Source organism: Xanthobacter sp. YC-JY1 (genome assembly GCF_021730305.1).
GTDB lineage: Bacteria > Pseudomonadota > Alphaproteobacteria > Rhizobiales > Xanthobacteraceae > Xanthobacter > Xanthobacter flavus.
In genome coordinates, this window is the sequence record NZ_CP032674.1 from 3149497 (window position 1) to 3168870 (window position 19374).

Annotated in this window: 20 protein-coding genes; 6 read left to right on the forward strand and 14 right to left on the reverse strand. The window is 68.4% G+C overall.

Translation table 11 applies throughout. The annotated features are described in order from the left end of the window. Nucleotides 1-429: 429 nt before the first annotated feature. Entirely contained in the window at nucleotides 430-1467 is a 1038-nt protein-coding gene (locus D7006_RS14745; RefSeq protein ID WP_169124274.1) for a DUF937 domain-containing protein, read from the forward strand. A gap of 110 nt (nucleotides 1468-1577) precedes the next feature. Here D7006_RS14745 and D7006_RS14750 read toward each other — a convergent pair whose 3' ends face one another. Next, entirely contained in the window at nucleotides 1578-1913 is a 336-nt protein-coding gene (locus D7006_RS14750) for a DUF1127 domain-containing protein (protein WP_229644833.1), read from the reverse strand. Nucleotides 1914-2190: 277 nt separating this feature from the next. Between D7006_RS14750 and D7006_RS14755 the strand changes: the two genes are divergently transcribed. After that, nucleotides 2191-3072, forward strand: coding sequence for a LysR substrate-binding domain-containing protein (locus tag D7006_RS14755; protein ID WP_169124276.1), 882 nt, complete (start codon nucleotides 2191-2193; stop codon nucleotides 3070-3072). Nucleotides 3073-3085: 13 nt separating this feature from the next. Here the strand turns inward: D7006_RS14755 and D7006_RS14760 are convergent, their stop codons facing one another. The 11 genes from D7006_RS14760 to D7006_RS14810 form a co-directional block, all read right to left on the reverse strand. Further along, complete coding sequence (locus D7006_RS14760; protein WP_237353582.1) at nucleotides 3086-3802, reverse strand: GntR family transcriptional regulator; 717 nt, start codon at nucleotides 3800-3802, stop codon at nucleotides 3086-3088. A gap of 66 nt (nucleotides 3803-3868) precedes the next feature. Beyond that, nucleotides 3869-4258 carry an oxalurate catabolism protein HpxZ gene (gene hpxZ / locus D7006_RS14765; RefSeq protein ID WP_237356917.1) on the reverse strand — a complete coding sequence of 130 codons (390 nt, stop codon included), beginning with the start codon at nucleotides 4256-4258 and terminating at the stop codon, nucleotides 3869-3871. An 11-nt stretch (nucleotides 4259-4269) separates the two neighbouring features. Next, on the reverse strand, nucleotides 4270-5703 hold the full coding sequence (locus D7006_RS14770) for an AtzE family amidohydrolase (RefSeq protein ID WP_237353583.1): 1434 nt from the start codon (nucleotides 5701-5703) through the stop codon (nucleotides 4270-4272). A 7-nt stretch (nucleotides 5704-5710) separates the two neighbouring features. Then, nucleotides 5711-5920 carry an AtzG-like protein gene (locus D7006_RS14775; RefSeq protein ID WP_169124278.1) on the reverse strand — a complete coding sequence of 70 codons (210 nt, stop codon included), beginning with the start codon at nucleotides 5918-5920 and terminating at the stop codon, nucleotides 5711-5713. 8 nt (nucleotides 5921-5928) lie between these two features. Continuing rightward, nucleotides 5929-7680, reverse strand: a complete 1752-nt coding sequence (locus D7006_RS14780; protein WP_237353584.1) for an ABC transporter ATP-binding protein — start codon at nucleotides 7678-7680, stop codon at nucleotides 5929-5931. Nucleotides 7681-7691: 11 nt separating this feature from the next. Further along, on the reverse strand, nucleotides 7692-8579 hold the full coding sequence (locus D7006_RS14785; RefSeq protein ID WP_169124280.1) for an ABC transporter permease: 888 nt from the start codon (nucleotides 8577-8579) through the stop codon (nucleotides 7692-7694). After that, nucleotides 8576-9589, reverse strand: coding sequence for an ABC transporter permease (locus tag D7006_RS14790; protein ID WP_169124281.1), 1014 nt, complete (start codon nucleotides 9587-9589; stop codon nucleotides 8576-8578). The genes D7006_RS14785 and D7006_RS14790 overlap by 4 nt, the downstream gene beginning before the upstream one ends. Nucleotides 9590-9785: 196 nt before the next feature. Further along, nucleotides 9786-11408 (reverse strand): ABC transporter substrate-binding protein, encoded by a 1623-nt coding sequence (locus D7006_RS14795; protein ID WP_237353585.1) that lies wholly within the window; start codon nucleotides 11406-11408, stop codon nucleotides 9786-9788. 240 nt (nucleotides 11409-11648) lie between these two features. Continuing rightward, on the reverse strand, nucleotides 11649-12497 hold the full coding sequence (pssA, locus tag D7006_RS14800; protein WP_229644840.1) for a CDP-diacylglycerol--serine O-phosphatidyltransferase: 849 nt from the start codon (nucleotides 12495-12497) through the stop codon (nucleotides 11649-11651). Then, on the reverse strand, nucleotides 12497-13198 hold the full coding sequence (locus tag D7006_RS14805) for a phosphatidylserine decarboxylase (RefSeq protein ID WP_169124284.1): 702 nt from the start codon (nucleotides 13196-13198) through the stop codon (nucleotides 12497-12499). Before D7006_RS14805 ends, pssA begins: the two co-directional genes overlap by 1 nt. 114 nt (nucleotides 13199-13312) lie before the next feature. Beyond that, a complete protein-coding gene (locus D7006_RS14810; protein WP_237353586.1) occupies nucleotides 13313-14299 on the reverse strand; it encodes an AraC family transcriptional regulator in 987 nt (328 codons plus the stop codon). 130 nt (nucleotides 14300-14429) lie between these two features. On the opposite strand from D7006_RS14810, the gene D7006_RS14815 reads away from it, so the two are divergent. From D7006_RS14815 to D7006_RS14830, 4 genes are read left to right on the forward strand one after another with little or no spacing between them, the layout of a single operon-like run. Continuing rightward, complete coding sequence (locus tag D7006_RS14815; RefSeq protein ID WP_169124285.1) at nucleotides 14430-15197, forward strand: 3-hydroxyacyl-CoA dehydrogenase; 768 nt, start codon at nucleotides 14430-14432, stop codon at nucleotides 15195-15197. A 45-nt stretch (nucleotides 15198-15242) separates the two neighbouring features. After that, a complete protein-coding gene (locus D7006_RS14820; protein WP_237353587.1) occupies nucleotides 15243-16433 on the forward strand; it encodes an acetyl-CoA C-acyltransferase in 1191 nt (396 codons plus the stop codon). A 43-nt stretch (nucleotides 16434-16476) separates the two neighbouring features. Continuing rightward, on the forward strand, nucleotides 16477-17604 hold the full coding sequence (locus tag D7006_RS14825) for an acyl-CoA dehydrogenase family protein (RefSeq protein ID WP_237353588.1): 1128 nt from the start codon (nucleotides 16477-16479) through the stop codon (nucleotides 17602-17604). Next, nucleotides 17604-18764, forward strand: coding sequence for a CaiB/BaiF CoA-transferase family protein (locus tag D7006_RS14830; RefSeq protein WP_237353589.1), 1161 nt, complete (start codon nucleotides 17604-17606; stop codon nucleotides 18762-18764). The genes D7006_RS14825 and D7006_RS14830 overlap by 1 nt, the downstream gene beginning before the upstream one ends. Before the next feature lie 2 nt (nucleotides 18765-18766). Here D7006_RS14830 and D7006_RS14835 read toward each other — a convergent pair whose 3' ends face one another. After that, the gene (locus D7006_RS14835) at nucleotides 18767-19141 is read right to left on the reverse strand and encodes an antibiotic biosynthesis monooxygenase (RefSeq protein WP_237353590.1); all 375 of its coding nucleotides are present in this window, start codon (nucleotides 19139-19141) and stop codon (nucleotides 18767-18769) included. 34 nt (nucleotides 19142-19175) lie between these two features. Then, nucleotides 19176-19361, reverse strand: a complete 186-nt coding sequence (locus D7006_RS14840) for a hypothetical protein (protein ID WP_229643882.1) — start codon at nucleotides 19359-19361, stop codon at nucleotides 19176-19178. Nucleotides 19362-19374 lie beyond the last annotated feature (13 nt).

Sequence of the window (19374 nt, forward strand, 5' to 3'; positions counted from 1 at the left end):
GACGCCCTTGGGCTCCAAGCGCAGGCGGCGGGTGCGGCTAGCCACCTCCCGCCCCGGATGCATGAAGCGCATGCGGAATGCGAGCCGGAGCCCAGCGCAAAAGACCGCCGAAGGCACTTCCGAACCTCAGCGCTCCAAAGCATTGCCCCTCTGCGCGGGAGCCTTGCGCTGGCCCCCGGATCACCGCTCCGGCTAAAGCCGTCGCTTGTCCGGGGAACGCGCTTCTCCCACAGGTGAGAGCCGCCTGCCGCCGCGGCCCGGAGCGGTATCCGGCCCCTCCCCGCCCCTCTGTTCAATTCACCTGACGCTACAGAACCATTTCGTGATTTCGGCAGGACGATGGCGTAAGCTTCCTGCCAAGATTTCGGGCAGAAGCCGGGGCGGGACGCCTCCGCCCGTTGCACGCCCGCGGTCTGACGGAGTTCGTGTATGGATCAGTTCGTGGAGATGCTGCGCGCGGCCCAGGGCGGGCACGCGATGGAGAATATCGGCCGCATGTACGGCCTTTCCGCGCAGCAGGCCCAGCAGGTAGCCGAGGCGGTGATGCCCGCCTTCGCCGAGGCGTTCAAGCAGGCCTCCCAGTCTCCAGAATCTCTCGCCGCCCTGATGGCGCTGATGACCAGCGGCCCCTACGGCGCCTTCTATTCCCAGCCGGCCGCCCCGGCCGAGCTGACCCGCGCCGGCTCCGAGGCGCTCGATACCGTTTTCGGATCGTCGGAAGTCAGCCGCGCCGTGGCCGCCCACGTCGCCTCCACCACCGGCCTCGGCATGGCCATGGTGAAGCAGGTGATGCCGAGCTATGCCACCCTGGTGGTGGGCGGGCTCGCAAAGTCGCTCGCCGCCTCCGGCGCGCTGCAGCAGATGCTGGCCGCCATGCTGAGCCGCATGCCGGGCCAGACCGAGCACAAGATCGCGCCCATCTCCTCGGGCAATCCCTGGATCGACGCGTTCCTCGCCTTCACCAGCACCGCCACCGAGCAGGGCGGCCGGTCCTACAGCACCGGCAATCCGTGGGCAGATGCCTATGCCCAGATGATGTTCCAGCGCGCCGCCCCGGCTCCCGCGCCCCAGCGCAATCCGGCCAACGCATGGCAGGACGTGGTGAACGCCATGTCCAAGACCATGATGCAGGCCGGCGTGCCGCCTACCCGCGAGAAGCCGCCGGAGCCTCCGCCGGCGCCGCTTGTGCCGTTCCAGAACTTCTTCGCGCAGATGTTCGCCCAGGGCTTTCCGCCGCCCTTCCCGCCGCCCGCCCAGCCCGGCGCGGCGGATACCAGCCGGCAGGGCTATACCGTGCCGGACTTCTGGCTCGACATCATGCGTACGGCCGCCGCCTCCATGGCCGCCGCCACCCAGGGCATGAATACCGCCACGCAGAATGTGCAGGAGGCCGAAACCCTGCCGCCGGACCGCCCCCGCCTCGGCCGCGCCGAGAGCGACAAGTCTTCGGGCGGCAACGGCAAGTAAGGGGCTCGGGTCAGCAGCTTTCGCCAAAAAAATCGACCCGCGCCGGTTGCGGACGGCGCGGGTCGAGGCGCGGCGGAGTCGAGGGGCGCTTCCGCCGAATTCGTGTGGGATCAGTCGGCCGGGTAGCCGCGCCAGGCGGCGAGCCGCGCCGCAGCCCGGCGCTCCTTGGCGCGGACCACCAGAAGCTGGGTCGGATCCTCGAACAGCGGCGCCGATACGGCATCGCGCACGTCCGCCCGCGTCACCCCGATGTCGCGGAGCATATGGTCATCGAGATGGGCGATCTCGGCCATCACCTGCCGTCGCTCCATGACGCGGCCGATGGTCTCCACCGCGCGCAGGCCCTTGGCGGCCACGCCGACGGCCGAGAGGCACAAAGCGGCGACCAGTTCGCCAGCGGGGGCGAAGGCGGTCCTGCGGGTTTCACCATGGTACGTCATCATCATCTCCGTTGCCTGGATGCGCTCCGCCGACCCTCCTTTCCGGGGCCGTGATGGTCTGAACACACCCGGCATGTGCCGAACGGGCCCGATAAGCCCACTGACACCCCGGTGAAACCACCCGATTTCGCGCCGCATCCAATCGGCAGGACCTTTCTGGATGCTGCGCACAAATCACGCTAGCGAATGTTTTTCATCTCTCGTATCGTTTTGCGTGATGAATGCGGCGACGGGGCGGCCGGCCCATGCGGCTGGCGCAGGGCTGCCCCACAGGAGCGCGACGATGACGGCCATGCTCGACCCCGACCAGCTGAAAACCTTTGTGGCCATTGCCGAAACCGGCAGTTTCACCAAGGCGGCGGAGGTGGTCCACAAGACCCAGTCGGCGGTCTCCATGCAGATGAAGCGGCTGGAAGAGCGGGTCGGCCGCCCCGTCTTCGTCCGCGACGGCCGCGCCTCCCGCCTCACCGAAGACGGCGAACGCCTCCTGGACTACGCCCGGCGCATCGTGAAGCTGAACATGGAGGCCGTCTCCAGCTTCGCCGACGCCGAGCTTTCGGGGCGCGTATGCCTCGGCGTGCCGGACGATTACGCCGACCGCTATCTACCTGATATCATGGCGCGATTTTCGCGCACGCATCCGTCCGTCGAGCTCACGGTGATCTGCGAGCCGACCGCCGAACTGGTGCAGTACATCGCCTCCGGCACCATCGATCTCGCCATCATCACCGCCACCGAAATCACCTCCCGCAACGCCCATGTGATCCGCCGGGAACGCCTGCTGTGGGTCTCCTCCGCCCGCCATGCGGCGCATCTGGAAACCCCGGTGCCGCTGGCTCTGGGGCGGCCCACCTGCCAGTGGCGGGAGATCGCCGTGTCGCGGCTGGCCGGCGCCGGGCGCGGACACCGCATCCTCTACACCAGCCCCAATTGCGGCGCGGTGGTCGCGGCTGTTCTCTCGGGCCTCGCGGTGTCGGTGCTGCCGGAATCGGCGCTGCGGACGGGGATGCGCGTGCTCGGCGCGGCGGAGGGGTACCCTCCCCTACCCCCTTGCGATATCGGGCTTTTGCGCAATCGCCACGAGCCGTCCCCGCTGGCCGATGCACTCGCCCAGCACATCGTGCAGGGCCTAGACAACCTCACCGAAGTGGACGCGGCGGAGTAGGCCGCGCGGCCTGTCACACCGTCTCGGCGTAGCGCTCGTAGGCGTCCTCGACCGTGAGGATGTGCGAGCGCATGGCCTGTGCCGCCTCCGCCTTGTCGCCGCGCAGGATGGCCGTCACCACCCGGTCGTGTTCCTCGTAGGAACGGGCAAGGCGGCCGAGGGTGCGAAACTGCGCGCGGCGGAACGGCTGCAGCCGGGCGCGGGTGGCGAGCGTCAGCTCGGTCAGGTAGTCGTTGTGGCTGCCGGCATAGAGCGTTGTATGGAAACGCTCGTTGAGCACCGTATAGCTGCTTTCGTCGCCCCGGCGGGTGAGGTCCGCAAGCTCGGCATGGATGGTTTCCAGCCCCGCCCGCTCCGCCGGCGTCATGTTCACCGCGCACAGGCCGGCGCACAGGGCTTCCAGTTCCGCCATCACGTCGAACATGCCGCGCAGCCGCTCCAGGGACGGCTGGGCGACGAGCGCGCTGCGATGGGGCCGCGCCTCCACGAGGCCGGAGGCGGCGAGGTCGCGCAACGCTTCCCGCACCGGGGTGCGGGAAACGCCGTAACGCTTTGCGATATCGACCTCTTCCAGCGCCGTGCCGGGAGCGAGGCGCCCACGCACGATATCGTCGGCGATCTGCAGGCGCAGTTCCTCGGTGCGCGTCACCGGGCGCCCGACGGCGCGGCGCTTGCGGACCCGCGGGGTCGGGGCCGACGTCTTCAGGATGGGTGGCGCGAACAGGGTCATGTGCAAGATTTTACCGGGATTCCCGCCTCAGGCGAAATCCGTGAAACGTCGTAAGCCGGTGGCGGTTCACGCCGTCGGCTCGTCGATCATGGAGACGTGGGCGGCCACCACACGCCAGCCGTCCGGCTGCCGCACCCAGGTCTGCTGCTGGCGCCCAACCTTGCCCGGCGCGTTGTCGCGGTAGAACAGCGTGGATGCCACGGCGAAATCGCGGCCGTAGGTGGTGATGACCGTCTGCGCCAGGTTGCGCGCGAGGCCCACCGGCGAGCGGGCGCGGCGGAAGGCGCGGATGGCGTCCATGCCGTAGAGGCTCTCGCCGCCGCCAAAGCGGATGGTGCGCGGATCGTCCCGAAAAAGGGCCTCCAGCGTCTCCACGTCGTTGCCCACAAGCGCGGCCTCATAGAGCGCGAACGCGGCTTCCACCTCGGCCTTCACCTCGGGAATGTCGATCTCCAACACGTCCTCCTTCAAAGGGTCGCGGCAGGGGCTGCGGCGACGCCCAGCCGCTCCAGCTCCGCAGCCACGCGCAATGCCATGTCCTCCCGCCACGGCGGGGCAATCACCTGTACACCGATGGGCAGGTCCGGCGCATCGCCCACATCAACCCGCACCGGCACGGCCACCACGGGCAGGCCGATGAAGGAGATGGGCTGGGTGAACAGGCCGAGATTCGGCCGCACCAGCATCTCCTCGCCATCGAGCACGAAGGTCTTCTGCCCCAGCTTCGGCGCCCGGGAGGGCGTAGCGGGGGCGAGCAGCACATCGTGTGTCTCGAACAGCTTCAGCATTTCGCCCCGGAAGTGCCGCCGGAAGCGCTGGGCGGCATCGACCCACGAGGCGGGAATGGCGAGGCCGGCCAGCAGCCGATCGCGTACGGCGGGGTCGAAATCCTCAGCCCGCACGGCGAGGCGCCGGGCGTGGAGGCTCGCGCCCTCAGCGGCGGTGATGATGTAGGCGGAGGCGCGGGCGCGGGCGGCATCGGGAATGTCCACCAGATCGCGTGCGCCGAGCGCGGCGGCGACTGCATCCACGGCGGCGAACGCTTCCGGTTGCGCCTTGGCGCGGAACCAACCCCCGGCGATGGCGATGCGCAGCCCGTCGATCCCCTCCCCGATCAGCCCGGCGACGGGCTCGACGGGGCGTGGCGTCTGGCCGGGATCGCGGGCGTCCTCGCCCTGCATGGCGTCATAGGAGAGCGCGAGGTCGGCGACGGAGCGGGCGAGCGGCCCGAGGTGGTCCAGCGCCGTCACAAAGGGAAAGCTGCCGCCCCGCCCCAGCCGGCCATAGGTGGGCTTCAGCCCGAACGTGCCGCACAGGGAGGACGGCACGCGGATGGAGCCGTTGGTGTCGGAGCCCAGCGCAAGGGGCACCATGGCCGCAGCCACCGCCGCTCCGGTGCCGCCGGAGGAGCCGCCGGACATGCGGGTCAGATCGTGCGGATTGCGCGAGGCGCCGTCATGGACGTTCTCGCCGGTGAAGTCATAGGCGTATTCGCCCATGTTCAGACCGCCGACGAGGATGGCGCCCGCCGTCTCCAGCCGCTCCACCAGAAAGGCGTCCTGCGCGGACGGTTGACGCTCCCGATTGATCTTCGAGCCGGCGCGGGTGGGCAGGCCCGCAATATCGAACAGGTTCTTCACCGCGAACGGCACGCCCGCGAGCGGCCCCAGCGGTTCGCCGGCGGCGCGGGCGGCGTCGATCCGATCCGCATGGGCGCGGGCACGCTCGGCGGTGAGGTCGGTGAAGGCGTTGATCGCCGGATCAAGGGCCGCGATGCGGGCCAGCGTCGCCTCAATGATCGCGCGGGCGGAGACGGTGCCGGACGCAACGGCGGCAGCGATCTCGGCGGCGGTCGCGCTGGCGAGGCGGGTGGCGTCGGGAACGGGGACAGGCGCGTTCATGACCACCTCACGGACGATACACGGGGGCCGGTTCCTCGGCATCGCCGAGGTCGAGGCTCCGGACCAGAGTCGCCGCATCGGCGATGCTGCGCAGATAGGACAGCGCCTCCGTGCGCCATTCCGGACGCGCGGTGATGCCATGGGCGGAGAGCGCCCCATCGAGAAGCTGGGCGAGGGCGGCGTCCTCGACCCGCGGCAGGGTGGTTTCGTTGGCCATTGGGCGCCTCAGACCGGGGGATGGGGAATGGCGGCGATGAGTTCGCGGGTATAGGCGTCCTTGGGTGCTTCCAGCACCTCCCGCGCGGTCCCCTCCTCCACGATCCGCCCTTGCCGCATCACGATCACCCGGTCGCACAGCAGGCCGACCACATGGAGGTCGTGGGAGACGAACAGATAGCTCATCCCGAGCCGCTGCTTCAGCTCTTCCAGCAGGTTCAGGACCACGGCCTGCACCGACACGTCCAGCGCCGCCGTCGGCTCGTCCAGGATGACGAGATCAGGATCGAGCGCGATGGCGCGGGCGATGCCGATGCGGGCCTTCTGGCCGCCTGACAGCTGGTGGGGGAAACGCTCCAGCAGATTCTGCGGCAGGCCCACCATCTCGGCAAGCTCAGCCACGCGGGCATCGAGCTTCGCGCCGCCCGAATAGCCGCCCATGCGCAGCAGCGGATCGGCAATGGCGCGGGCGGCCGTGTAGCGGGGATTGAGGCTCTCGGTCGGATCCTGGAACACCATCTGGATGCGCTTGCGCATGGGATGGTGAGCGAAGTCCTTGGCCGGGATCGCGCCGATGTCCTCGCCGGCGAAGGTGATCTTCCCCGCCGTCGGATCGATGAGGCGCATCACCATGGTGGAGGTGGTGGACTTGCCGCAGCCGCTCTCGCCCACGAGGCCGACGCTTTCGCCGCGCTTCACCTCGAAGGAGATACCGTCCACGGCGCGGAAGATGGTCTCCTCCGGCGTCAGGGGCTTGCCCTTGAGCTTGGCGAGGAAGGCCGAGGGCGCGCCCTGGCGGGGATATTCGCGCACCAGGTTCTCGACGGTGAGAAGCGGCGCACCGGCGTCGGCTACGGGTGAGCGCGCCGCAGCCGCGGTGGGCGCGCCCTCGCCTTCCGGCAACAGGTCCTTCAGCGTGATGCCCGGCCGGGGCGTCGCGCGCATGAGCTTGCGGGTGTAGGGGTGCTGGGGATCGCGGAAGATGCGCTCGGCCGGCGCGGTCTCCACCACCTTGCCCTTCTCCATCACCATCACCGTGTCGCAATAGGTGGCGGCGAGACCGAGGTCGTGGGTGATGAGGATGGTGGACATGCCGCGCTCGCGCGTCAGCTCCGTCACGAGGTCCATCACCGCCTTCTGGGTGGTCACGTCGAGGCCGGTGGTGGGCTCATCCGCGATCATCAGTTGCGGCCGGCAAGCCAACGCTAGCGCGATGACGATGCGCTGGCACATGCCGCCGGACAGTTCGAACGGATAGGCGTGGTAGCGGTCCTCCGGCCGGGCGATGCGCACCTGCTTGAGGATGTCGATGACCTTGTGCTTCACGTTGCGCGGATCGGCCTGCACATGCTGGAGCAGCACGTCGCCGATCTGCGCGCCCACCGTGCGGATGGGGTTCAGCGCGGCCCGCGGGTTCTGGAAGATCATCGACATCTCGCGACCGCGCAGGTCGCGCATCTCGCTCTCGGGCGCATGGGCGACGTCGATGCCGGAGAAGGTGATGGAGCCTTCCGCGATGCGGCCGGCCCGGTCGAGGATGCGCATCACCGTGTAGGAGGTGACGGACTTGCCGGAGCCCGATTCCCCCACGATGCCCAGCGTTTCGCCCTTGCCGAGGGTCAGGTCCACCTTGCTCACCGCCGTGACGATGCCGCGGCGGGTCGCGAACTCGACGGTGAGGTCGCGCACCTCCAGCAGCGGGCCGCTCGGCGCTTCGGAGGACTTGGCGGCGTGTTCCTTCACGTCCACAACTCCATGCATGGCGGCCTCCATCAGGTGCGGCGCTGGGGATCGACGATGTCGCGCAGACCGTCGCCCAGGAGGTTGAAGCAGAAGACCGCGAACATGAGCGCGAGACCGGGGAACAGCGCGATCCACCATTCGCCGGAGACGATGTAGGCCGAGCCCTCGGCCACCATGATGCCCCACTCCGGCGTCGGCGGACGCACGCCGAGGCCGATGAAGGAGAGGCCGGCGGCGTTGAGGATGGCGTAGCCCATGGTGAGCGACATCTGCACCATCATGATGGGCATGATGTTGGGCAGGATGGTCGTCAGCAGGATGCGCCACTCCGAATTGCCGGTGAGCCGGGCCGCCTGCACATAGCCGGCGTTGCGGCGGATGGCGGCTTCGGACTTCGCCACGCGCACATAGAGCGGGAAGTTGATGATGGCGGTGGCGATGACGATGTTCGTCACTGTATTGCCCAGCGCCGCGACGATGCCCATGGCCAGCACGAACAGCGGGAAGGCCATGATGGTGTCGGAGATGCGGCCGATGATCCGGTCCGTCCACCCTCCGAAGAAGCCCGACGCGATGCCGGCGACGCCGCCCACGGCGAACACCAGCGCCACGGAGAAGATGGCGATTGCCATGTCCAGCCGGCTCGCCACCACGACGCGGGAGAAGATGTCCCGGCCGAGATTGTCGGTGCCGAACCAATGCGCGGCCGAGGGCGGCTGCAAGGCGGCGGCCGTGTCTGAGGCGAGCGGGTCATAGGGCACGATGAACGGCCCGAACGTGGCGCACACCACCAGCACCAGGAACATGCCGAAGGCGATGCCCGTGACCGGGTTATCCGAGATCACGTAGCGGGCGTGGGCGAGCGTGGCGGCGAGGCCGCCCGGGGCCTTTTGGGTATCGGCCGTGGCGAGGGTCATGCTTCGCTCCGCGCGCGGGGATCGATGATGCCGTAGGCAAGGTCGATCAGGAGGTTGAGGATCACGTAGAGGATCGCCATGGCGAGCACGAAGCCCTGCACCGGTGCGTAGTCCGAGGTGATGAGCGCCTCGACCGCATAGGAGCCGATGCCCGGCCAGGCGAACACCTTCTCCACCAGCACGTTGGCGCCGAGGAGGAAGGAGAACACCATGCCCAGCGTGGTCACCACGGGGAGCATGGCATTGCGGAAAGCGTAGGTGATGATGACCGTGTAGTCCGTCAGGCCCGCCGCCTTCGCCGTGCGTACGAACTCGGAGGAGAGCACCGCCAGCATGGAGGCGCGGGTCATGCGGGCGATGGGGGCGAGGGCGAAGATGGCGAGCGTGATGGCGGGCACCGCCAGTTGCGCCAGCGCGGCGCGGAAGGTCTCGAAGTCGCGCGCGATCAGGCTGTCAATGAGATAGAAGCCCGTCACCGTCTCCGGTGCCGAGAAGAACACGTCGAGCCGCCCCAGCGGCGCCGGCGCCCATCCCAGCTTGAAGTAGAAGACATAGACCAGCAGCAGCCCGGTGAAGAACACCGGCAGCGACACGCCGGCCGTGGTGATGATGCGGCAAGCATGGTCGATCCACGATCCCTGTCGCACCGCCGCAATGATGCCGAAGGGCACCGCGATCAGCAGCGCCAGCACCAACCCCGCCAACGTCAGTTCGGCCGAGGCCGGCAGGCGGGACGCGATCTCGGTCGCGACCGGCTGGCCGGTGGAGAGTGAAGAGCCCAGGTCGCCATGCGCCAGCGCCGAGACGTAGTCGGCGAACTGAGCCGGTAACGACTTGTCGAGACCGAGCTTGGTGCGGATCTCGGCGATGGCCTGCGGCGTCGCCGCCGGGCCCGCGAAATAGGCCGCCGTGTCGCCGGGCAGCACGCGGGTGAGCAGGAAGGTCACGATCACCACGCCGATCAGGCTGGGCACGGCTGTGGCGAGACGACTGCCTAGGAGCTTCAGCATGGCGATATCCCTGTGTGCGATCCGGACTGCGGGGCATCGGGCACCGCAGCCGCTTTGTCGTCTCCGGCGGACCGCCGGATGTGGGGTGAGGGGCGGCACCGATGCCGGGCATTCCGGGCCGAAACCCGGGCGCCGGTTTCCGCCCCCGGCGCCACCCCTCACGCCGCTTCCTCCCTTGAGAGGAAGGGGAAAGACCTCAGCCCTTCTGGAAGGCGCGATAGTCGAGCCGGCGGTGGAACCAGTATTCGTAGCCGGTGATGTTCTTCTGCATCGCGACGTTGACGAACGGCTGGTAGAGCGGAATGCGCGGCACATCGGCAAAGGCGAGATCCACCATGCCCTTCACGTCCGTATCATAGGCCGCCTTGTCGCCGCTCGCCGCCGCCGCACGGGCACCGTCGATGAAGGTGTCCATGGCCGCCGACTGGTAGCTCATGGTGTTGAAGACCGAATTGGAGCCGTGGTAGCACCAGAAGAAGAAGTATTCTGGATAGTCGAGCCATCCCGAGAACACGTTGGTGTAGAGCGGCAGCACCTTTTTGTTCAGCTCCGTGCGCCAGTTGGCGCCGGGGATCTTGTTGATGGTGGTCTTGATGCCGATCTGCGCGAGGTTTTCCTGCAGCAGCACGCAGATGGGCTCGTTGACGCCGGCAAAGCCGAGATCGAAGGAGAGCGTGGTGTCGATGCCGCCGGCATAGCCCGCCTCCGCCATCAGCTGCTTGGCCTTTGCGAGGTCGGTCTTGAACTTGGTGGGCTGCGGCCAGGCCACCTTGGTGGCGGCATCGGCCGGCGCGCCGAACATGGGGCGGCCGAGGCCGTAGAGCACGGCCTCCATGATCTTCTCATAGGGAATGGCGTAGGCGACGGCCTCGCGCACCTTCGGATTGTCGAAGGGCGGGCTCTTCACGTTCATGCCGATGTACTGCACGCCGTTGGAGTACGGCACCGACGTGATGTTGAGCTTGCCGGCCTGCTTCAGCTCCACGAAATCCTTATTGGGCAGGTCATAGGAGATGTCCGCGTCGCCGCGCTCCATCAGCGCCCGGCGATTGCCGGCGGAGGGCACCATGCGCCAGATCACACGCTTGATCTTGGGCAGCGGGCCGCCCTTCCAGTCGTCGAAGCGCTCGAAGATCACCTCGGTGCCGGGCGTCCACTTGGTGACGCGATAGGCGCCGGAGCCGGCGGTGTTCTGCTTGGTGTATTCGAGGCCCCAGGGATCCTTCTCGGTGGCGTTCTTCTTCACCAGCTCGGAATTGATGACGCACGGCACGATGACGGCGAGGTCGGGGATGGTGAGGCGATCCTTGCGCAGGAAGTCCACGCGCACCGTGTGGTCGTCCACCACCACGAACTGCTCCGGCTTCTCCAGCGAGCCGGCCTTCATCTGGAAGGTGGGGAAGCCGCCCACAGAGACGGCGCGGTCCAGCGACCACTTCACGTCCTTGGCGGTGACAGGGGTGCCGTCCTGGAAGGTCGCGTTTTTCTTCAGCTTGAAGGTGACGGACATGTCACCGATGTTCATGTCCTCGGCGAGCTCGCCCTTGAGCTTGTCACGGTCGTAGTAGCGGACGCCTTCCTTCTCGGTCATCTCGTGGGTGATGAGCCGGTCATAGGTGTTCCAGCTGGCTTCGTAGCCGGGCACGTTGGTGCCGACGCCGTGAATGTCGAGATTGTTCGGCCCGCTCTCCGAGACGATCAGCAGAGTCTCGTTCCGGGCCTGCGCCTTTGCCGGCGAGAACACCGCCGGGGCTGCGACGCCCGCGCCGCTCGCGACGGCGGTGGCGGAGGCGGACTTCATGAATTCGCGGCGGTTCATCGGCAACGTCCCTGTGGTGGCGGTCGCCAAGTGCCATTCAAGCCGCGTGCCAATTGCATACAGTTTTTGAAATTTATCGTAAAATCAATTCACTAGAATACCCATCCAGTCGATCAACACAGCAACACAGAGCGGTATATGATCATTATTTGTGCAACACCGTGCGCATTGCATGCAATTTAATGCGCGTGACTGCGGCAGCGCTTGCACAGCAAGTCGCCAGCAGCCGCTTCACGAAGATCAGGAGGGCAGCACGTCCGGGCCGGCGGACGCCGCGGCGGCGCGCTCGGCCTTCCAGGCCTTCATCTGGCGCCGATAGCGCACAGTCGATACCGGCAGCAGCGCCAGATAGAGGATGGTGCAGAAGGAAAGCACGATCCAGGGATAGCTCGCCAGCAGGGCGAAATAGATGGCCACGGCCACGAACAGCGGCAGCACCATATCCCGTCGCACCCGCCGCCCCAGCGTCTTGCCCGACCAGGCAGGCACCGTGGAGATCATCAGGAAGGCGATGGCGAGGCAATAGACCAGCGCGATCAAAGCGCTCACCCGCCCGTGCGGCAGGCCGATCAGTTCCAGATAGACCGGCAGCAGCACGGTAATGGCGCCCGCCGGGGCCGGAATGCCGGTGAAGTAGTCGCCCGCGAAGGGCGGCTTGTTCGGATCGTCCAGCATCACGTTGAAGCGCGCAAGCCGCAGCGCGGCGCAGATGGCGTAGGCGAGCGCGGCGATCCAGCCAAACGAGCCGGCTTCCTTAAGGCCCCAGAAATAGAGCATCAGGGCCGGCACGCAGCCGAAGTTCACGAAGTCGGCGAGGCTGTCCAGCTCCGCACCGAAGCGCGAGGTGCCCTTCAGCGCCCGCGCCAGCCGACCGTCCACCCCGTCGAGGATGGCGGCGAACACGATGGCCGCCAGCGCCAGTTCGATCCGCTCCTCGATGGCGAGCCGCACGGCGGTAAGGCCGGAGCACAGCGCGAGCAGCGTCACAAGATTGGGCAGGAGCACGCGGATCGGCACCTTGCCGATGCTGCCGCCGAGGCGCGGCCGGGGCCGGCCTTCAGGATCGAACGGGGGAAAGGGCGTTTCCATCAGCTCACCCGATAGGCGGTCTCGCGCTGCTGCGGCTGGGAGAGATCGCACAGGACCGTCTCGCCCGCCACCGTCAACTGCCCTTCGCTGACCAGCACGCGCGACCCCACCGGCAGATAGACGTCAACACGGGAGCCGAAGCGGATCAGGCCGAAGCGCTCGCCGGAACCGATGGACTCACCCTCCCGCACGAATGAGACGATGCGGCGGGCCACGAGGCCGGCGATCTGCACGCAACCCACCCGGCAGTAGGGCGTGGAGATGATGAGGCCGTTGCGCTCATTGTCCTCGCTCGCCTTGTCGAGGTCGGCATTGAGGAAGAGGCCCGGCTTGTAGGCGATGCGCTCGATGCGTCCCGTCACCGGTGCTCGGTTCACGTGGACGTTGAACACATTCATGAAGATGGACACCCGCAGCAGCGGCTCGTCGGAAAGATCCAGCTCCCGCGGCGGCCGCGCCAGACCCACCTGCGACACACGTCCATCCGCCGGCGCGATGACGAGCCCCTCGCGCACCGGCGTCACCCGCTCGGGATCGCGGAAGAACAGAGCCGTCCAGAGGGCGAGGCCGAAGCCGATCATGCCGAAGAAGGTGGAGAACACGAACAGCACGAGCGCGATCACCACCGCGATGGCGATGAACGGATAGCCCTCCCGATGAATCGGAACGAGGGTCTTGCGGATGCTGGCAATGATCGACAACAGGTGTCTCCAGGGTCGCCCGGCAGGCCGCCCCGGATGGCGCCGCGCGGGCATGGTCTGCGCACAGGTAGTCAGCCGCCGCCCCGCCGTCAAATGGCGGAACGCCGCTCTACCTCACGCCCCGGCACGGCGGAAGGCGCCCGGGCTCAGGTCCGTCCACTTGCGGAATGCCCGATGGAAGGCACTCGGCTCGGAAAAGCCAAGCTCCGCCGCGATCTCGCCCACGGGCCGGTCGGTGGCCCGCAGCAGGTCCTCGGCCCGCAGCCGGCGCAGGTCGTCCTTGATGTCGCGATAGGCGGCGCCCTCTTCGGCGAGCCGGCGACGCAGGGTCGAAGCCGGCAGGCGCAACTGCCGGGCAAGCTCCACGAACGAAGGCCACGCCGACGCCGGCAGCTCCCGGAGCCGGGCGCGGACCCGGGCGGCAAGCCCTTCATCGTGCCGGTATCGCACGAGGATGTTCGCCGGCGCGCCCCGCAGAAAATCCCGCAGCGCCCGCTCGCTGCGGTGGGCCGGCAGCTTCAGGAAGGTCGCATCGAAGGCGAGCCGGCTCTCCGGCGCGTCGAAACGGACGGGAGCACCAAAGAACAGCCGGTAGTCCGCCCCATGCTCCGGCGGACCGCAGCGGAAATCCACCTGTCGGATCGGAATGCGCCGGCCCACCAGCCAGCAGGTGATGCCATGGAGGATGATCCAGTAGGTGCGGTAGGCGAAGGCCGAGCGCGCGCCGCCTTTGTCCAAGAGCACGACGGACGCCAGGCCGTCGCCGACCACAAGCTCGCCGCTCGGGTCATCCAGCACCACCCGCAGGAATCGCAGCGCCCGCCGCAGGGCCTGCTCCAGCGTCTGCGCGCCCATGAGCGCATGGCAGAGCAGCGTGAAGCTGCCACAGCGCATGGGGCGGGCGGCGAGGCCGAAGAACTCGTCGTCCAGCGCCTCGGCGGCCGCCGTCCACAGCGCCCCATACTGCTCGGCCGAGACCGCCTCCGTCACCGGCAGCGCGAGCCCGGCCCGTGCGAGCACCGGACCGGCGTCGATGCCCTGCGCCGTCAGGCAGCCGAGGGCATCGTCCACGAAGGTGCCGGAGATCATCCGCCGTTCCACGCCGCGCTCCTAAATGGCAAAATCGCTCATCTGAATAGATCGCTAGTGTCATCGAATGTCACTCGGCTTTTCTGCTAGACGAGACGCAACGGCCGCCGAAGCGGCGGCATGTCTCCCTGGGAGGGGCACCATGAAGATTGAAGGGCGCGTCTTTCTCGTCACCGGTGGCGGCTCTGGCCTGGGCGCGGCGGTGTCGCGGATGGTGGTGGACAATGGGGGCCGCGTGGTCCTCGTCGACATCAATGCCGACGCCGGTGCCGCCATGGCCGCCGAACTCGGCGATGCCGCCCGCTTCCAGCGCGCCGACGTGAGCAACGAAGCCGATGGCAAGGCCGCCATCCAACTCGCCCTCGACAGCTTCGGCCATGTTCACGGTCTCGTGAACTGCGCGGGCGTCGCCCCCGGTGAGAAGGTGGTCGGCCGCGACGGCCCGCACCGGCTCGAAAGCTTCGTGCGCGGCATCACCGTCAATCTCATCGGCACCTTCAACATGCTTCGACTCGCCGCCGATGCCATGGTGAAGGAAGAGCCGGATGGGGAGGGCGAGCGCGGCGTCATCGTCAACACCGCCTCCGTCGCCGCCTTCGACGGGCAGATCGGCCAGGCCGCCTATGCCGCCTCGAAGGGCGGCGTCGCCGCCCTCACCCTTCCGGTGGCGCGCGAGCTGGCGCGGTTCGGCATCCGCGTCGTCACCATCGCCCCCGGCATCTTCGAGACGCCCATGATGGCCGGCCTGCCACAGGACGTGCAGGACAGCCTCGGCAAGAGCGTGCCCTTCCCCTCGCGCCTAGGACGGCCGTCCGAATATGCCGCCCTCGTCAAGCACATCTGCGAGAACAACATGCTGAACGGCGAGGTCATCCGCCTCGACGGCGCGCTGCGGATGGCGCCGCGCTGAGCCCTTCCCGCTGACGACTTCCTCCCGCGACCGGAGACAAGACTCATGACGGCTTCCGACCCCATCGTCATCGTCGGCACCGCCCGCACGCCCATGGGCGGCTTTCAGGGCGACCTGAAGGATGTGGCCGCGCCCGCGCTCGGCGCCGCGGCCATCGGTGCCGCCCTCGCACGCGCCGGCCTCGCGCCGGATCAGGTGGAGGAAGTGGTGTTCGGCTGCGTGCTGCCGGCAGGCCTCGGCCAGGCCCCGGCGCGGCAGGCTGCGCTGGGCGCCGGCCTTCCTCTGTCCACCGGCGCCACCACGGTCAACAAGATGTGCGGCTCGGGCATGAAGGCGGCCATGTTCGCCCATGACCTCCTCGCCGCCGGCTCCGCCTCCGTCGCGGTTGCGGGCGGCATGGAAAGCATGACCAACGCGCCCTACCTGCTCGACCGCGCCCGCGGCGGCTACCGCATGGGGCACGGCAAGGTCATCGACCACATGTTCTTCGACGGCCTCGAGGATGCCTACGACAAGGGCCGCCTCATGGGCACCTTCGCGGAGGAGTGCGCGGAGGCCTACCAGTTCACCCGCGAGGCGCAGGACGCCTTCGCCATCGCCTCCCTCACCAAGGCACAGAAGGCCATGGCAGATGGCGCCTTCGACCAGGAGATCACGCCCGTCACCGTGAAGGCCGGCAAGACCGAGCGCGTGGTGGCGGCAGACGAGCAGCCGCCCAAGGCGAAGCTGGACAAGATCCCGACGCTGAAGCCCGCCTTCCGCGATGGCGGCACGGTGACCGCGGCGAACTCCTCTTCCATCTCCGACGGCGCGGCCGCCCTCGTGCTCATGCGCCGCTCGGAGGCGGAGAAGCGCGGCCTCACGCCGCTCGCCGCCATCGTCGGCCATTCCACCCACGCCCAGGCGCCGAACCTCTTCACCACGGCTCCCATCGGCGCGGTGCAGAAGCTCGCCGGGAAGACCGGCTGGGATCTGAAGGACGTGGACCTGTTCGAGATCAACGAGGCGTTCGCCGTGGTGCCCATGGCCGCCATGCGCGACCTCGGCCTGCCCGAGGACAAGGTGAACGTCCACGGCGGCGCCTGCGCCCTCGGCCATCCCATCGGGGCTTCGGGGGCCCGGGTGATGGTGACGCTGCTGGCGGCACTGGAGCGCTACGGGCTCAAGCGTGGCATCGCCTCGCTGTGCATCGGCGGCGGCGAGGCGACGGCGGTAGCCATCGAGCGCCTGAGCTGAGGTCACCAAAGACATCTAACAACAAGAACCGGAGGAGCGTGCCATGATCCTCACCGAAACCCAGGTGGCCATCCGCGACGCGGTGCGTGCCTTCGCCTCCGAGCGCCTCGCGCCCGGAGCCGCGGCGCGGGACAGGGAGCATCGCTTTCCCGGCGAGGAGCTGAAGGAGCTGGGCGCCCTCGGCTTCCTTGGCATGCTGGTGCCCGAGGACCACGGCGGCTCTGCCACAGATCTCGTCTCCTATGCCCTCGCGCTAGAGGAGATCGCGGCGGCGGACGGTGCGTGCTCCACCATTGTCAGCGTGCACTCGTCTGTCGGCTGCATGCCCATCGTCAAGTTCGGCACGCCGGCGCAGAAGGAGCGTTTCCTGCCGAAGCTCGCCTCCGGCGAATGGATCGGCGGCTTTGCCCTCACCGAGCCGCAGGCCGGATCGGACGCCGCCGCCCTGCGCACCCGTGCCCGCCGGGACGGCGATCACTACGTGCTCTCCGGCGCCAAGCAGTTCATAACGTCGGGCAAGAACGGCGATGTCATCATCGTCTTCGCCGTCACCGACCCGGACGCGGGCAAGAAGGGCATTTCCGCCTTCATCGTGCCCACCGACACGCCCGGCTACGAGGTGGTGCGGGTGGAGGAGAAGCTCGGTCAGCACTCCTCCGATACCTGCCAGCTCGCCTTCAACGACATGCGCCTGCCCGCCGACCTGCGGCTTGGCTCCGAAGGCGAGGGCCTCAAGATCGCCCTCTCGAACCTGGAAGGCGGGCGCATCGGCATCGCCTCCCAGTGCGTCGGCATGGCACGGGCGGCATTCGAGGCAGCGCGGACCTATGCGAAGGAGCGCGTGACCTTCGGCAAGCCCATCATGGAGCATCAGGCGGTCGCCTTCCGCCTCGCCGACATGGCGACCCGCATCGAGGCGGCGCGCCAGATGGTGCTACACGCCGCCTCCCTGCGCGAGGCCGGCCTGCCCTGCCTCACCGAGGCGTCCATGGCGAAGCTGTTCGCGTCCGAGATGGCGGAGCAGGTGTGCTCCTCCGCCATCCAGACCTTCGGCGGCTACGGCTACCTGGCGGACTTCCCGGTGGAGCGCATCTATCGCGACGTGCGGGTGTGCCAGATCTATGAGGGCACCAGCGACGTGCAGCGCATCGTGATTGCGCGGGGGCTGTGATGGTGGAGACCCCCTCCCCCGCCCCCCGCGGCCCCCTCGCCGGCATCCGCGTCGTCGACCTCTCCCGGCTCGCCCCCGGCCCCTATTGCACCATGCTGCTCGCGGATTTCGGGGCGGAGGTGATCGTGGTGGGCGGCGGACGAGCCGGCGTTGCCATTCCGGAATTCTCCCGCGGCAAGCGGCATATCTCCCTCGACCTGAAAGCACCCGCCGGGCGGGCGGCGCTGCACGCGCTGGTGAAGACCGCCGACGTGCTGGTGGAAGGCTTCCGCCCCGGCGTCGCCGACCGGATCGGGGCGGGCTATGAGACGCTGGCGGCGCTCAATCCGCGCCTCGTCTACTGCTCGTTGACCGGCTTCGGGCAGGACGGCCCCCGCGCGCTGGAGGCGGGGCACGACATCACCTATCTCGCGCTGGCCGGCGTGCTCGGTTCGATGGGGCCGAAGGACGGCCCGCCCCAGGCGCCGCTCAACCTCGTCGCGGACTTCGCCGGCGGCAGCCTGATCGCCGCGCTGGGCATCCTCGCCGCGGTGATCGAGGCGAAGAGCACCGGACAGGGCCAGAAGATCGACGCCGCCATGGTCGACGGCGCGCTCTCCATGATGGCGATGCACTGGCCGCTCTGGAAGACACCCCACTGGCCCGCACGGGGCGACGGGCTGCTCGGCGGCGGGACACCCTTCTATCGTTCCTATCGCTGCGCTGACGGCGGGTTCATCGCTGTGGGCGCGCTAGAGCGGGGCTTCTTTGAAGCACTGTGGCGGCGTCTCGACCTAGGCGAGCCGCCGGACCACATGAGACGCGACCTGTGGCCGGAGATTGAACGCACCCTGGAGGCCGCCTTCACGGCGCAACCACGCGACCATTGGACCGCCCTGTTCGCGGGGACGGACGCCTGCGTCGCGCCGGTTCTGGCGCCGGACGAGGTGTGGAGCGATCCCCACATCGCAGCCCGGCATCCGGAGAGCGGGCCGAACCGCGTGCCCGCCGTTCCCCGCCTCTCCCGCACGCCGGCGCAAGCCCGCCCGCTCGATCTCGGCGACTGCACCGCAGAGGTGCTGCGCGAGGCCGGCCTTAGCGACGAGGACATTGCCGCCGCGGCTGCATCCGCCGACTCGGGGGGCCGCTCCGGCCTCGACTGGCCGCCGGAGCTGCGCTGACTTCAGAAGGTGGGATGGGCCGCGGCTGCCTTTGACTTATGCAAAGCGCGGCTGTCGTCCGGCGCCTCGTCGCGCTCGAACATGCCATAGTCGCGCACCACGGCGGCGACCCTCAGGCGATAGTCGCGGAACACGCCGGCCCGCCCGGCCGCCTGCGTCCTGCGATGGGAGGTGAGGTTGCGCCAAGCCTTCACCGATTCCTCATCGCGCCAGATGGAGAGCGAGAGCATCTTGCCCGGATTGGTGAGGCTCTCGAACCGCTCGACCGAGATGAAGCCGTCCATCTTCTCAAGGTCCACGCGCAGGCGCGCGGCAAGATCGAGATAGGTGTCGCGCTGGCCCTCGGCCGGCCACACCTCGAAAATGATGGCGATCATGCCCCCCTCTTCCCCTTCTTGTTTTTGGCCCGGACTAGACCTTGTCGCCCGGCCGACGCTGCACCTCCGGGAACACCCACATGGCGACGACCATGAAGACGCCGAGGAAGGCAACCGCATATTTGGGTCCCTCCTGCCCGAGCGCCGCCTGGAAGGCATAGCCCGCCGCCGCAACGGCGAGGACGACGAGGGAGAGGATGAACTTGATGTGGGTTGGCATGGGATTTCCCCTC

Excerpts from the sequence above, each read along its gene's own strand:
- D7006_RS14745 (WP_169124274.1), top strand. The coding sequence starts at position 430 with ATGGATCAGTTCGTGGAGATGCTGCGCGCGGCCCAGGGCGGGCACGCG.
- D7006_RS14750 (WP_229644833.1), bottom strand. The coding sequence starts at position 1,913 with ATGATGATGACGTACCATGGTGAAACCCGCAGGACCGCCTTCGCCCCC.
- D7006_RS14755 (WP_169124276.1), top strand. The coding sequence starts at position 2,191 with ATGACGGCCATGCTCGACCCCGACCAGCTGAAAACCTTTGTGGCCATT.
- D7006_RS14760 (WP_237353582.1), bottom strand. The coding sequence starts at position 3,802 with ATGACCCTGTTCGCGCCACCCATCCTGAAGACGTCGGCCCCGACCCCG.
- D7006_RS14770 (WP_237353583.1), bottom strand. The coding sequence starts at position 5,703 with ATGAACGCGCCTGTCCCCGTTCCCGACGCCACCCGCCTCGCCAGCGCG.
- D7006_RS14775 (WP_169124278.1), bottom strand. The coding sequence starts at position 5,920 with ATGGCCAACGAAACCACCCTGCCGCGGGTCGAGGACGCCGCCCTCGCC.
- D7006_RS14780 (WP_237353584.1), bottom strand. The coding sequence starts at position 7,680 with ATGCATGGAGTTGTGGACGTGAAGGAACACGCCGCCAAGTCCTCCGAA.
- D7006_RS14785 (WP_169124280.1), bottom strand. The coding sequence starts at position 8,579 with ATGACCCTCGCCACGGCCGATACCCAAAAGGCCCCGGGCGGCCTCGCC.
- D7006_RS14790 (WP_169124281.1), bottom strand. The coding sequence starts at position 9,589 with ATGCTGAAGCTCCTAGGCAGTCGTCTCGCCACAGCCGTGCCCAGCCTG.
- D7006_RS14795 (WP_237353585.1), bottom strand. The coding sequence starts at position 11,408 with ATGAACCGCCGCGAATTCATGAAGTCCGCCTCCGCCACCGCCGTCGCG.
- pssA (WP_229644840.1), bottom strand. The coding sequence starts at position 12,497 with ATGGAAACGCCCTTTCCCCCGTTCGATCCTGAAGGCCGGCCCCGGCCG.
- D7006_RS14815 (WP_169124285.1), top strand. The coding sequence starts at position 14,430 with ATGAAGATTGAAGGGCGCGTCTTTCTCGTCACCGGTGGCGGCTCTGGC.
- D7006_RS14820 (WP_237353587.1), top strand. The coding sequence starts at position 15,243 with ATGACGGCTTCCGACCCCATCGTCATCGTCGGCACCGCCCGCACGCCC.
- D7006_RS14825 (WP_237353588.1), top strand. The coding sequence starts at position 16,477 with ATGATCCTCACCGAAACCCAGGTGGCCATCCGCGACGCGGTGCGTGCC.
- D7006_RS14830 (WP_237353589.1), top strand. The coding sequence starts at position 17,604 with ATGGTGGAGACCCCCTCCCCCGCCCCCCGCGGCCCCCTCGCCGGCATC.
- D7006_RS14835 (WP_237353590.1), bottom strand. The coding sequence starts at position 19,141 with ATGATCGCCATCATTTTCGAGGTGTGGCCGGCCGAGGGCCAGCGCGAC.
- D7006_RS14840 (WP_229643882.1), bottom strand. The coding sequence starts at position 19,361 with ATGCCAACCCACATCAAGTTCATCCTCTCCCTCGTCGTCCTCGCCGTT.